Origin of the sequence: Mesorhizobium sp. AA23, assembly GCF_001672435.1 — a bacterium.
In the GTDB taxonomy this organism is placed as follows: Bacteria; Pseudomonadota; Alphaproteobacteria; order Rhizobiales; family Rhizobiaceae; genus Mesorhizobium.
Map to the genome: position 1 here is coordinate 360,758 of NZ_LYTP01000030.1, position 13,006 is coordinate 373,763.

A 13,006-nucleotide genomic window follows, 5' to 3' on the forward strand; every position below is an offset into this window, starting at 1 on the left:
ATGCTGTCCAGACTGTCGATCCGCGATATCGTCCTGATCGAGAAGCTGGACATCGACTTCTTGCCTGGGCTTTCGGTGCTGACCGGCGAGACCGGCGCCGGCAAATCCATCCTGCTCGATGCGCTGTCGCTGGCGCTTGGCGCGCGCGGCGACGCTTCGCTCGTCCGCCATGGCGCGGCGCAGGGCCAGGTCATCGCCGTGTTCGACGTGCCGCGCAACCACCCGGCGCGCGCGCTGCTTGCCGACAACGACATCGAGGATGATGGCGACATCATCCTGCGCCGCGTGCAGACCGCCGACGGCCGCACCCGCGTTTTCGTCAATGATCAGCCGTCCAGCGTGACCCTGATGCGCGACGTCGGCCGCGCGCTGGTCGAGATACACGGCCAGCATGACGAGCGGGCGCTCGTCGATCCCGGCGCCCACCGCGAATTGCTGGATAGTTTCGGCGGCCATCTCGGCGCCGTGCGCGGGACGGGCGAAGCCTGGCGCTATTGGCGGAACTGCGAACAGGAGCTTTCGCGGCACCGCGCCAAGGTCGAGGCGGCGGCGCGCGAGGCCGATTATCTCAGGGCCTCGGTCGCCGAGTTGGCGAAGCTCGATCCGCAGCCGGGCGAAGAGACCGAGCTTGCCGAATTACGCGCCCAGATGATGCGCGCCGAAAAGATCGCGTCCGAGATTCACGATGCGCAGGATGTGCTGTCGGGGCCGTCTTCGCCCCTGCCGCAGCTCGCCAGCCTGCTCAGGCGGCTGCAGCGCAAATCGGGTGAGGTGCCGGGCCTGCTCGACGATGTGGTCAAGTCGCTGGACGAGGCAATGATCTCGCTCGACGCGGCGCAGTCCGGCGTCCAGACAGCACTACGCGCCACCGAATACGATCCGCAGCGCCTGGAAAAGGCCGAAGAGCGGCTGTTCTCGCTGCGCGCGGCCTCACGCAAGCACAATGTCGCGGTCGACGATCTGGCGCAGCTGCGCGACACGATGGCGGCCGACCTTGCCGATCTCGATGCGGGCGAGGAACGCCTGCACGGGCTGCAGAAACAAGCAGCCGCCGCGCGCGAAGCTTACGACATAGCCGCGGCGCAGCTCTCTTCGCTGCGCCATGCGGCGGCGGCGGGCCTCACCAAGGCGGTGATGGCCGAACTGCCGGCCCTCAAGCTCGAACGGGCGGAGTTCATCGTCGAGATGGTGAGCGATGCCGATGGCCGCATGGAAGAAGGCATCGACCAGGTCGAGTTCTGGGTGCGCACCAATCCGGGCACACGGCCCGGGCCGATGATGAAGGTTGCGTCCGGCGGCGAGCTGTCGCGCTTCCTTCTGGCCCTGAAGGTGGCGCTTGCCGACCGCGGCTCGGCGCCGACCCTGGTCTTCGACGAGATCGACACCGGCGTCGGCGGCGCCGTGGCCGACGCCATCGGTCAGCGGCTGGCGAGGCTGTCGAAGCGGGTGCAGGTGCTTTCGGTCACGCATGCGCCGCAAGTGGCGGCGCGCGCCGCGACGCATTTTCTAATCTCGAAGTCCGGCGGCAAGGACCGTGTCGCAACCGGCGTTGCCGAAATGGATCGCGCGGCGCGCCAGGAAGAGATCGCGCGCATGCTGGCCGGCGCCACCATCACCGATGAAGCGCGCGCCGCCGCTGAGCGGTTGCTGCGCTAGAACACGGCGGCAGCCTAGGCTTCTTGATCCCCGGCTGGAATGCCGAGTCAGCAGGTGGCTGCATCCTGCTGTTCGGCAATGATTTTTGCGCAAGCCGACTCCTCCATACCGAATCCTGATTTATAGTGGCCCGCCACAATTCGAGGACCGCGCTTCATGTCTGAAAAACCAGTCGATTCGCTGAGCGAAAGCGAGGCCGCGGAGGAGCTGAAGCGGCTAGCGGCGGAGATCGCCGAGCACGACCGGCGCTACCACACGGAGGATGCGCCGACGATTTCGGACGCCGAATACGACGCATTGGCGCGGCGCAACCTTGCCATCGAGGGGCGCTTTCCCGATCTCGTTCGCGAGGATTCGCCGTCGCGTCGGGTCGGCGCGCCGCCGGCGGAAGGCTTCACCAAGGTGCGGCATGCTGTGCCGATGCTGAGCCTCGCCAAGGCCTATACCGACCAGGACGTGGCCGATTTCATCGAGCGTGGCCGGCGCTTCTTCGACCGCGACAAGGACCTCGATATCGCCTTCACGGCGGAGCCGAAGATCGACGGGCTGTCGGCATCGCTGCGCTACGAAAACGGCATCTTCGTGCAAGGCGCGACACGCGGCGACGGCGCGGTCGGCGAGGACATCACCGCCAATCTCAAGACCATCGCCGACATCCCGAAGAAGTTGCAGGGCTCTGGCTGGCCGGAGGTCATCGAAATCCGCGGCGAGGTCTACATGACCTACGCGGAGTTCGAGGCGTTGAAGCAGCGCTCGGCAGCTATCGGCGGCCAGGACTATGTCAATCCGCGCAACACGGCGGCCGGGTCGCTGCGCCAGAAGGATCCAGCCGTCACCGCCAGCCGCAATCTGAAATTCTTCGCCTATGCCTGGGGCTACACGACGGCGGATCCCGCTCCGACCCAGTACGATTCCGTGCAGAAGTTCCAGGAATGGGGCTTCAAGATCAGTCCGCTGATGGTGCGGGCAAGGTCGATCGACGACCTCATCGGGCACTACCACCGGATCGAGGAACAGCGTTCTTCGCTGGGTTACGACATCGACGGCGTCGTCTACAAGGTCGACCAGCTCGAGCTGCAGCGCCGCTGGGGTTTTGTGACCGGCGAGCCGCGCTGGGCAGTTGCCCACAAATTCCCGGCCGAACAGGCGATGACGACGGTCGAGAAGATCGACATCCAGGTGGGCCGCACCGGCACGTTGGCGCCGGTGGCGCGGCTGGCGCCGGTGACGGTCGGCGGCGTGGTGGTGGAAAACGTCACGCTGCACAATGAAGATTACATCAAGGGTTTTGACAGCAACGGGCAGCCGATCCGCGACGGCATTGACGTTCGCATCGGCGACACGGTGGTGATCCAGCGGGCAGGGGACGTCATCCCGCAGATCGTCAGGGTCCTCATCGACAAGCGGCCGGCCGATGCGGTGCCGTATGAGTTCCCGCACACCTGCCCGGTCTGCGGCTCGCCGGCGACGCGCGAGATCAACGAGAAGACCGGCAAGGAGGATTCGCGGCGCCGCTGCACCGGCGAGCTGATCTGCGCAGCGCAGGCCGTGGAGGGGCTGCGCCACTTCGTGTCGCGCGGCGCGCTCGATATCGAGGGCCTCGGCGCCGAGAACATCGACCTGTTCTTCAATGCCGGGTTGGTGAAGACCGCCGCCGACATCTTTACGCTGAAGGACCGCCGGCCGGCCGTCACCAAGGCGTTGGCGGAGCGGCGTGAGGAGCAGGCCAGACTGCGCGAGGCCGCATCGGGCAAGACGCGCAAGAATGTGCGCAGCATCGAAGATCGCAACTACGAAGGCCTCGACAAACTGTTCGCAGCCATCGACGCGCGCCGCGAGCCGGAGCTCGACCGCTTCATCTTCGCGCTCGGCATCCGCCATATCGGCGAGACGACGGCGGCGGTGCTTGCCCGCCAGTTCTCGACCATCGAGGAACTGATCCGCGTCGGCAAGGAGACGGCGAAGGCGCAGGATCCGCATGACGTGTTCCCGTCGATCAACGGCATCGGCGATACCGTGATCAACGCCTTGCGCGACTTCTTCGGCAATGAGCGCAATGACGACGTGCTCGATGCGCTGCTGGCGCAAGTCCATCCCAAGCCCTATGTGGTCGAGATCTCGGCCGGCAGCGAGGTATCCGGGAAGACGGTGGTGTTCACCGGCACGCTGGAAAAGATGACGCGCTCCGAGGCCAAGGCGATGGCGGAGCGCCTGGGGGCGAAGGTCGCCGGCTCGGTTTCGGCCAAGACCGATCTGGTGGTGGCGGGTCCGGGCGCCGGCTCCAAGCTCAAGGTTGCGAGCGATCTCGGCATCGAGGTGATCGACGAGGACACCTGGCTGCAGCGCATCGGCAGGGGCGGCTGATGGCCGGAGCGTTCAAGGGTTTTGGCGAGAAGGCCATTCCGTTCCTCAAGGCGCTCGACTTCCACCAGAGCCGCGAATGGTTTCAGGAAAACCGCGGTCTCTACGAGAGTGAGCTGCACGAGCCATTCTGCGATCTCGTCGAAGCGCTCAGCGAGCGTTTCGCGGCGGCGGGACTTGGCCTGCGCGGCGACCGCAAGAAGTCGCTGTTCCGCATCAATCGCGACGTTCGCTTCTCCAAGGACAAGCGCCCCTATAATCGGCACCTGTCGGCAATCCTGTCGCCAGACGGCACCAAGATGGAGCAGGGCGTGTTCTATGTGCATATCGGCCTCGAGCGCTGCTTTGCCGGCGTCGCCTGGTGGCAGCCCGGACCGGAGTTGCTGCAGGCGATGCGCAAGGCGATCGTGACGAAGCCGGCCGCCTTCCGCGCCATGGTTTCAGCGCTGAAAAAGACTGGGCTGGAGCTGGATAGGGAAGATTGCCTGAAGCGCGCGCCGCGTGGTTTCGAGGACGTCAGCGAAGCCGATCTGGCGCAAGCAGTCCGCAACCGCCATTTCGTGGTGCGGCATAATATTGATCCCGAAACCATCTGCATGGCGGCGTTAGTTGACGATCTCGTCGGCTTCACCTTGCGCGCCAAGCCGCTGCTCGATTGGGGCAGGGCGATCCAGGGCAAGGCTGCCTGAGCCGCTCAAAGCCCGGCAATCAGTTCCGCTGATCGTCGGCTCAAGCGAATTGGTGTGACAAGCGGGGCGACGCTCCCTAAATCAAGCCGCTCAAGGGAGCAGTTGGATGACGGCGGAAGCAATCTCCGAAAGCCGTGCGAGGAGCGATTTCTGGGACGGCGTGCGGCTGTCGATGCCGGTCGTCGTCGCCTCCGCGCCGTTCGCGATCCTGTTCGGCGCGATTGCCGTGGACAACGGGTTTTCGGTCCTGGAAGCATTCCTCATGAGCGCGCTGATCTTCGGCGGCGCCAGCCAGATGGTCGGCATCGAATTGTTCGGCCAGCATGTCGCGCCCTGGCTGATCGTGCTCTCGATCTTCGCGGTGAATTTCCGTCACGTGCTCTATTCCGCCGGCATCGGCCGGCGCATCGCGCATTGGCCGCTGCTGCAGCAGGCGCTGGGCTATTTCATCCTGACCGATCCGCAATATGCCGTGGCCGAGGCGCGCGCGACGTCCGGCCGATCGGTCGGGTTCGTCTGGTATCTCGGGCTCGGCCTGCCGGTCTATGTGTTCTGGGTGGCCGAAAGCGCGCTCGGCGCGGTCTTCGGCAAGATGATCCCGGATACCCATGCTCTGGGCATCGATTTCCTGCTGCCGATCTATTTCCTCGGTCTGGTTCTCGGCTTCCGCAGGCGGCCACTGTGGCTGCCGGTGGTCGTCGCCAGCGCGGCCGCCTCGATCGTCGCCTACAAGACGGTCGGCTCGCCCTGGCATGTCTCGATCGGCGCCATTGCCGGCGTGCTCCTAGCGGTCATTCTGCCGCCGCATCATAGCGGCGTGGGGAAGCGCACATGAGCACGACCTTCTGGATCATCCTCGCCGGCGCCGTCGCCACCTATCTCACCCGCGTCGGCGGCCATCTCGTCATCTCGCGCTTCGAGACCGTCCACCCGCGCGTCGAGGCCGGCCTCAACGCCGTGCCGGCCGCTGTGCTGACGACACTTGTGGCACCTGCCGCGCTCGGCGCCGGACCGGCCGAATGGGCAGCGCTGATCGTCACCGCGCTGGTGTCGCTGCGCGGCGGCCTGATGGCGATGTTTTTGGCCGGTGCCGCGGTGCTGATTCTGGCCAGGCAGTTCGTCGGCTAGAAGTCAGATCTTGGCGTCGTGCGGCAGCGGCGCCGTGGCTTTCTCCAGCCAGGCCAGCGTCTCGCCGTCCACCATCGGATCGATCTCGGCCAGAACCCGCGCGTGATACTGGTCGAGCCAGTGCAGTTCGTCGCGGGTCAGCAGGTCGCTGCGGATGAGGCGCTTGTCGATCGGCGCCAGCGTCAGCGTCTCGAAGCCGTGCATGCAGATGTCGCCGCCCTCGATCTGCTCGGCAGGCGTGACCAGGATCAGGTTCTCGATGCGAATGCCGTAGGAGCCTTCCTTGTAATAGCCCGGCTCATTGGACAGCATCATGCCGGCAAGCAGTTTTTCGGTGCCGGTGCGGGCGATGCGCTGCGGGCCCTCATGCACGGCGAGGTAAGAGCCGACGCCATGGCCGGTGCCGTGGGCGAAGTCGCAGCCATGCTTCCACAGGGCCACGCGGGCGACGGCATCGATTTCCGAACCGCGCGTGCCGGCCGGAAAGCGCAGCGTCGAGATGCCGATCATGCCCTTCAGCACCAGCGTGAAGCGCTCGCGCATCTCTTCGGTCGGCTGGCCGATCGGCACGGTGCGGGTGATGTCGGTGGTGCCGTCCTGGTATTGTCCGCCGGAATCGAGCAGGAACAGCTCGCCGCTTTGCAGCTTGCGGCTGGTGGCGCGGGAGACGCGGTAGTGCATGATGGCGCCGTTCGGGCCGGCGCCGGAAATCGTGTCGAAGGAGACGTCGCGCAGCGGCATCTGTGTTTCCTCGCCGGTCTGCCGCCGCACCTCCTCGAGTTTGGTCACGACGTCGATCTCGTCGAGCGTATCCGGCTGCTGGCGGTCGAGCCAACAGAGCAGCTTGGCAATGGCGGCGCCGTCGCGACGATGCGCGGCGCGGCTGCCGGCGACCTCGGTCTGGTTCTTGGTGGCGCGAGGAATGCGAGCGGGGTCTGGCGCAGAGACAACGATGCCGCCATTGCCCTCGACCAGCATCTTGAGCTTTTCCGCCGCCAGCACGGGATCGAGCGCGATTTTTGCGCCGCCCTTGGCGAGGTTGGCGACCGCCGCTTCGAATTCGCCTGGATCGTGCGGATCGGCAAGCTGGGTGAGATAGGCCGCGACCTGGCGCGAAAATTTGCGCTGGTCCATAAAGAGTTGATGGTTGCCGTCGGCGGCAAGAATGGCGAAGCCGAGCGCCAGCGGCGTATGCGCCACATCACCGCCGCGGATGTTGAAGGCCCAGGCGATGGAAGAAGGGTCGGTGAGCACGGCGTGCGTCGCGCCCTCCTTTTCGATCGCGCCCGCCAGCCGCGCCAGCTTGTCCTTGGCGAGCTCGCCGGCGAAGGCGATCGGGTGGAGTTCCACCGGTGCGCGCGGCGGCTCGGGCTGATCTTCCCAGATGATGTCGATCGGATTCTTGTCGAGCGGCACCAGTTTCGCGCCGGACTGCTCGGCCGAGGCTTTCAATGCCTTGATCTCGCCGATCGTGTGCAGCCAAGGGTCGAAGCCGAGCCTGGCCCCTTTGCCGAGATTGTCCTTGATCCAGGAGGCCGGCGGATTGTCGACGAGGCTCTCGACGGTGAAGATCGAAAGATCGACCTCATTGCGCACCTGCAGCGTGTAGCGGCCGTCAACGAAGATGAAGGCGCGGTCGCGCAGGATGATGGCGACGCCGGCTGAGCCGGAAAAGCCGGTCAGCCATTTCAGCCGGGCCGAGCGGTCGGCGACATATTCGCCCTGATGCTCGTCGGCGCGCGGCACCATGAAGCCGTCCAGCTTGTTCTCGGCCAGCCATTGGCGCAGCGTCGCCACGCGCGGCTTGCCGATAGCCGGATCGCCGGCGGAATCAAAGGTCTGGAACATTTTGCCGCATCTCCTGGAATGGCTCGCGCGACCGTAGCGCAAGGTCTTCGAAACCGGAATCGATTTCGACAGGGCCAGTCTTGAACGATCCGGTTTTCAGCGCTTGAGCTGGATGGTCACCCAGCCCTCGCGGTGCAAGGTGCGGACGTGGCGGAAGCTTTGGCCGACATAGGCCGAGATCACCGCATCGCGCTGACGGTCGAGAATGCCGGAGAGCACCAGCGAGCCGCCGAGCCTGATGTGCCTGGCCATCTCAGGCGCCAACCGCATCAGCGGGCGCGCCAGGATATTGGCGACGATGAGGTCGAAGGGCGCGCGCCTGGCGAAGATCGGATGGTGGAAGCCGGGCGCGGTCACCGTCTCGACAAGCGCCTTCACGTGATTGAGTCGCGCATTGGTCGCAGCGACGCGAACGGCGACCGGATCGATGTCGGTCGCCAGCACCGGGATGTGCGCGAGCTTGGCCAGCGCTATCGCCAGCACGGCACTGCCGGTGCCGAGGTCGAGCGCGTTGCCGGGGCGTTCGCGCAGCACCACCTGTTCCAGCAGTTCGAGGCAGCCGGCCGTGGTGCCGTGATGGCCGGTGCCGAAGGCAAGACCCGCCTCGATCTCAATGGCGAGGTCACCGCTGCGGCGCTTGTCGCGATCATGCGCGCCGTGGACAAAGAAACGCCCGGCGCGGACCGGTTTCAGTCCTTCGAGCGAGCGTGCAACCCAGTCGATGTCGGGGAGCGCCTCGCGCTCGACCTGCTTCGGCAGGCCCAGGTCCGCGAGTATGCCGTTGATCCGGACTGCGACGGCATCGACATCGCCATCGGCATAGAGCGACACTTCGTGGATGTCATTGGCCTCATCGACCTCCAGCAGGGCAAGCGGCAGGCCTTCGTCCTCGAAAGCTGCATCAAGCGCCGCGAAGATGCGGTCAGCCTCGGCCTTGCCCGCGGTGAAATGGAACCTCGTCTGCCCCATCAGGGCGACTCATGTTTGAGCGTGATCATTTCCGAGAACCGGTTCCACTTGTTGCTACGCAAACCTTCGGTTCGGGATCACGCCTGGCCGCCTGCTGCGAGCCGCTTCAGCTTCGCAATAGCCGTGTCGGCGCTTTCGCCATAGGCGATGGTGCCGGCGAACTCGCCCTTGGCGTTGAGGAGCAGCACGGAGGCCGTGTGGTCCATCGTGTAATCGCCGTCGCCGGTGTCGACCTTCTTCCAGTAGATGCCGAAGGCCTTGGCCATTGCATGCACCTTGTCCGGGTCGCCGGTGATGCCGGTGATGCGGTCGGAGAAGTTGCCGACGTAGGAATTGACGATCTGCGGCGTGTCCCGCTCCGGGTCGACCGTGACGAAGTAGGCGTTGAGGTTCTTGCCGCTGTCGCCCATCGTCTTCAGCCAGCCGGCCATTTCGAACAGCGTTGTCGGGCAGACTTCCGGACAATGCGTGAAGCCGAAGAAGACCACGCTTGGGTGGCCCCGGAACGCGGCCTCGGTGATCGGCGCGCTCTTCTGGTCGATCAGTGTGAACGGTGCGCCGTAGGGCTGGCCGCCATAATGGCCGCGATACCAGTCGAAAGTGAGCCAGCCGATGCCCGCCGCCATCAGGACGAGGATGCCGACCAGAATTGAGCGCATCATCAGAAACTATCCGTCGCGATCGTCGCGGCCCGGCGGATCCGGCGCGGGCCTGTTCGGCGACAGTCTTAGCGGTTTGGCGGCGCGCGCGCAAAGAGGTCGCGTTGCCGCAACCACGAGACCTTGCGCCTCCGTCGCGACGATCATCGAATGGCTTGCAAATGCCATTGTCCTGTCCCACCTGACATCGGCTAAACGCAAAACCCGAGGAGGCTTCCTTGCGAAAACTGATCGGCTTGATTGCCGCCTGCGTTGCCCTCGGCGCCGGCGCAGCGATGGCGGACGAGGTCGGCAAGGTCGGCGTCGACTGGGTCGGCAACGACATCATGATCGATGCGATCAAGGATCCAAAGGTCGACGGCGTCACCTGCCACGTCGCCTATTTCGACCGCAGCATCATCGATCGGCTGCACAAGGGCAACTGGTTCGAAGATCCGTCGGACTCGTCGATCTCCTGCCGGCAGACCGGACCGATCACCATCGGCGACATCGACATGAGCGAGCGCGGCGAAGAGGTGTTCAAGCAGGGCCTCAGCCTGATCTGGAAGAAACAGGTGGTGAACCGCATCTACGACAAGAAGAACGAGACGCTGATCTATCTCTCGCATTCGCGCCAGGTCCAGAACGGCTCAGCGAAGATGTCGGTCACGACCGTGCCGCTCTATGGCCAGAACGTCGTGTGGGCCAAGGGCAAGCCGCAATAGGCTCCGATCCGCCCGGATGATTGGTCACGCTTGCGGGGCCAATCGCTCGGGCGTAAAGCCGCGCCATGGACCGTCCTGAACATCTCGTTGCGAAGGATCCCGAGCCGCGCATCCATCCAACCGCGGAGTTGAAGGGGTGCAAGCTTGGCCGCTATGCATCGATCGGCGAGCGGGTGATCCTGCGCGACGTGACGGTCGGCGATTTTTCCTATTTCGAGCGTCATTCGGAAGCGATCTACACGACGATCGGCAAGTTCTGCTCCATTGCCGCCAACAGCCGCATCAACGCGCTCGAGCATCCGATCGAGCGGCTGACCCAGCACAAGGTAAGCTACCGGCCCAACGAATATTTCCGCTGGCTTGGTGTCGACGCGGCATTTCGAGAGCGGCGGCAGGCAAAGCCGGTCAGCATCGGGAACGATGTCTGGATCGGCCATGGCGCCGTCATCATGCCAGGCATCATGATCGGCAATGGCGCCGTCATCGGTGCCAACGCGGTGGTGACGCAGGACGTGCCGCCTTACGCTATCGTCGCCGGCGTTCCGGCAAAACCCTTGCGTCAGCGCTTTAGCGCCGACGTGGCGGCGCGCATTGAAGACCTCGCCTGGTGGGACTGGACGCCGGAAAAACTCGCCAGGGCGATCCCGGACATGCAGTCGTTGCCGATCGAGGCCTTCCTCGATCGTTGGGAAAACGCCGCGACCTGAACCCGTGAAGCGCGCCCCTTCCGCCATGCGGGGGTGGCGCGGCGGAAGGGGCCGGCGGTAGGCCGCCGTGAAGCGGAACGAGCAGGCTTTCGACCTGCACCGGCACTATGGCAACAAACGCATAAGGTGTTTTTTCGTCGTCATGCGCTTCCCGCGTGATGCGATTGCAGGCGCGTGCAGGCGGAAAATCGGGCCGGCGGGAACCGGAGAGGCCGGCCCTTGTTTCTCTCGAAATACCGCGCTCTTGCGTTTTGTGAGGACTGGATGATCGAAAAGCTTTTCACCAAGGTTGCCAATTGGGTGGCTCACCTGGCCGGTATGCCTTTGACTTTTGCCGTCTGCGTTCTGATCGTAGTGATCTGGGCCGCGACTGGGCCGGTCTTCGGCTTCTCGGATACCTGGCAACTGGTGATCAACACCGGGACAACCATCATCACCTTCCTGATGGTGTTCCTGATCCAGAACACGCAGAACCGCGATGGCGCCGCAATCCAGACCAAGCTCGACGAGTTGATTCGCGTCAGCGAGGCCCACAACCATTTCATCGGCATCGAGCACCTGACGGAATCGGAGGTCGAGGAGATCCGCGCCAAATGCGAAGCGGCGGCAAAACGGCACGACCGCAAGATCGCCGAAACAGCGGCCAAGCAGGCTATGACGATAAAAAACGGTTCCGGGCGCGACCGCAAGATCGCTGAGGCGGCCGCCAAGAAGACCGTGCCAGGGAAGGCAAGTTCCAAGAAGAAGGCGCCGCCTGAACGGCCCGTCAGCGGTTCATAAAGGCAGCGAAAGCGTCCTCGTGATCCGGATGCCAGCGCGACAAAGCGGGGCGGTTTTCGATGATGTCGCCGATCGCCCAGGCCATGCGCTTTTCATCCATGGGCCGAACGACCTCGTTGTCCGGGCAAAGGATGTAGAAGTCTTCCTGCTTGAGCGATGCCAGCATGAAATCGATCACCTGCTCGCCCGTCCAGGCGCCGGCCGGCTTTTCCGTCGCGCCTTCGGTCAGGCCGGTATAGGTGAAGCCGGGGATCAGCAAATGCGCGGAAAGCTTCGCTCCAGGCTCGTTGCGCAGCGCATGAGCCAGGCCCTCGGTGAAGGTCTTTACGCCCGCCTTGGAGACGTTGTAGGCGAGATTGCCGGGCGGCGTGGTGATGCCTTGCTTGGATCCGGTGTTGATGATCAGGCCGGGCTCGCCCGCAGCCAGCATGCGCGGCGCAAAGGCCTCGACACCATGCACGACGCCCCAGAAATTGATGTCCAGCAGCCGCTTCCAGGCATCACGGTTTTCCCACGGCTTGCCGGGATTGTTGCCGACGCCGGCATTGTTCATCAGCACCGAAACCGCACCGAACGCACCGTAGGCGAGGTCCGCGAGCCGGTCGACTTCGTCGGCCTTGGAGACGTCGGTGGGGATAGGGAGAACGGCATCGTCCCCGGCAATGACGGCGACCGCCTGCCGGGCTTGGTCGAGGCGCACGCCGCCTATGTCGGCAAGCACGGTCTTCATGCCCATGGCCGCGAAGCGCTTCGCGGCCGCCAGGCCTATGCCGCTGGCGCCACCGGTGACGACGGCGACATTGCCTAAGGCGAAAGCGGGCAGGGCGATCTGGATTTCGGGGTCGCTGGTCATGGTTGATGTCCTTATTCCGGTCGAGCCGAACTTAACGCCGGTCAGGGCCGAGGCAAGCCTTGATCGCTGCAATCATCGACGGCGGTAGCGGCAATGGGTTGACCGCAGCAGCTTGCCCCGCGCATGCTGCCAGAAAAGGAGTTCGGCATTGACCGATTGGATCGGAATCCTGAAGGAGCAGACCGCCACCGGCGAACAGATGGGCCGGGATGTGCCGAAGATGCTCGCCAACCCCGATATCAGCGAGGCGCAGGTCAAGACCCTGTTTTCGGCACTGGAGCAACAGGCGGACTTCGCGGAAAAGCTGCGCCTGGCGCTGGAGAAGTTCGGCCATGACTTTCCCGTCATCAAGGCCGCAGAGCGGCTGGAAGAGCGCTATGCCGACCTTGCCGCCTCGGCGGCCGAAAAACTGAAAGCGATGCGGGAGTAAGAATCCGCTATTTTTCCACGAGCCGCTCGAACAGCCTGTCCGGCGTAAACCAGGTAATCGCAACTAGGTCCAATCTACATTCAGGATTCTCAACGCGGTTTGGCGTTGATTCATTGCGTTCCGAGGGTTCTGATTCGGAGCGCGACGGATGGCCAAGCGGTACGAACTGACGAACGTCCAGTGGGCGCGCATCGCTGCGCTGTTGCCGGGTAAGGCGGGTGA

Annotated in this window: 13 protein-coding genes and 1 pseudogene; 9 read left to right on the plus strand and 5 right to left on the minus strand. The window is 64.5% G+C overall.

Annotated features, from left to right (window positions below; genetic code table 11):
* The 5 genes from recN to A9K66_RS25590 all read left to right on the plus strand — a co-directional run bounded on the left by recN (position 1) and on the right by A9K66_RS25590 (position 5,834).
* Positions 1-1,656, plus strand: a complete 1,656-nt coding sequence (gene recN, locus A9K66_RS25570; protein WP_067329060.1) for a DNA repair protein RecN — start codon at positions 1-3, stop codon at positions 1,654-1,656.
* Between the two features lie 156 nt (positions 1,657-1,812).
* Positions 1,813-4,020 carry an NAD-dependent DNA ligase LigA gene (gene ligA / locus A9K66_RS25575; RefSeq protein ID WP_067329062.1) on the plus strand — a complete coding sequence of 736 codons (2,208 nt, stop codon included), beginning with the start codon at positions 1,813-1,815 and terminating at the stop codon, positions 4,018-4,020.
* Positions 4,020-4,706: a TIGR02453 family protein gene (locus tag A9K66_RS25580; RefSeq protein WP_067329064.1), complete on the plus strand. Its 687-nt coding sequence runs from the start codon at positions 4,020-4,022 to the stop codon at positions 4,704-4,706. Before ligA ends, A9K66_RS25580 begins: the two co-directional genes overlap by 1 nt.
* A 106-nt stretch (positions 4,707-4,812) precedes the next feature.
* Positions 4,813-5,541, plus strand: coding sequence for an AzlC family ABC transporter permease (locus A9K66_RS25585; RefSeq protein ID WP_067329065.1), 729 nt, complete (start codon positions 4,813-4,815; stop codon positions 5,539-5,541).
* On the plus strand, positions 5,538-5,834 hold the full coding sequence (locus A9K66_RS25590; protein WP_067329066.1) for an AzlD family protein: 297 nt from the start codon (positions 5,538-5,540) through the stop codon (positions 5,832-5,834). Before A9K66_RS25585 ends, A9K66_RS25590 begins: the two co-directional genes overlap by 4 nt.
* A 3-nt stretch (positions 5,835-5,837) precedes the next feature.
* On the opposite strand, the gene A9K66_RS25595 is transcribed toward A9K66_RS25590, so the two are convergent.
* The 3 genes from A9K66_RS25595 to A9K66_RS25605 form a co-directional block, all read right to left on the minus strand.
* The gene (locus A9K66_RS25595) at positions 5,838-7,682 is read right to left on the minus strand and encodes an aminopeptidase P family protein (RefSeq protein ID WP_067329068.1); all 1,845 of its coding nucleotides are present in this window, start codon (positions 7,680-7,682) and stop codon (positions 5,838-5,840) included.
* Positions 7,683-7,778: 96 nt separating this feature from the next.
* On the minus strand, positions 7,779-8,651 hold the full coding sequence (locus tag A9K66_RS25600; RefSeq protein ID WP_067329070.1) for a 50S ribosomal protein L11 methyltransferase: 873 nt from the start codon (positions 8,649-8,651) through the stop codon (positions 7,779-7,781).
* A gap of 77 nt (positions 8,652-8,728) precedes the next feature.
* Positions 8,729-9,313, minus strand: a complete 585-nt coding sequence (locus A9K66_RS25605) for an SCO family protein (protein ID WP_067329072.1) — start codon at positions 9,311-9,313, stop codon at positions 8,729-8,731.
* Between the two features lie 272 nt (positions 9,314-9,585).
* Between A9K66_RS25605 and A9K66_RS25610 the strand changes: the two genes are divergently transcribed.
* The 3 genes and pseudogenes from A9K66_RS25610 to A9K66_RS25620 form a co-directional block, all read left to right on the plus strand.
* On the plus strand, positions 9,586-10,014 hold the full coding sequence (locus A9K66_RS25610; protein WP_095802437.1) for a CreA family protein: 429 nt from the start codon (positions 9,586-9,588) through the stop codon (positions 10,012-10,014).
* A gap of 65 nt (positions 10,015-10,079) precedes the next feature.
* Positions 10,080-10,721: a DapH/DapD/GlmU-related protein gene (locus A9K66_RS25615; RefSeq protein WP_067329075.1), complete on the plus strand. Its 642-nt coding sequence runs from the start codon at positions 10,080-10,082 to the stop codon at positions 10,719-10,721.
* Positions 10,722-10,985: 264 nt separating this feature from the next.
* Positions 10,986-11,378, plus strand: a pseudogene (locus A9K66_RS25620) (low affinity iron permease family protein); the annotation flags it as partial.
* Between the two features lie 109 nt (positions 11,379-11,487).
* Here the strand turns inward: A9K66_RS25620 and A9K66_RS25625 are convergent.
* The gene (locus A9K66_RS25625; protein WP_067329078.1) at positions 11,488-12,354 is read right to left on the minus strand and encodes an SDR family NAD(P)-dependent oxidoreductase; all 867 of its coding nucleotides are present in this window, start codon (positions 12,352-12,354) and stop codon (positions 11,488-11,490) included.
* 148 nt (positions 12,355-12,502) lie between these two features.
* On the opposite strand from A9K66_RS25625, the gene A9K66_RS25630 reads away from it, so the two are divergent.
* Complete coding sequence (locus A9K66_RS25630) at positions 12,503-12,784, plus strand: hypothetical protein (RefSeq protein ID WP_067329080.1); 282 nt, start codon at positions 12,503-12,505, stop codon at positions 12,782-12,784.
* Positions 12,785-12,791: 7 nt separating this feature from the next.
* Here A9K66_RS25630 and A9K66_RS30925 read toward each other — a convergent pair.
* Positions 12,792-13,006 (minus strand): hypothetical protein (locus A9K66_RS30925; RefSeq protein WP_210181208.1); only part of this gene is annotated, 215 nt, incomplete at its 5' end.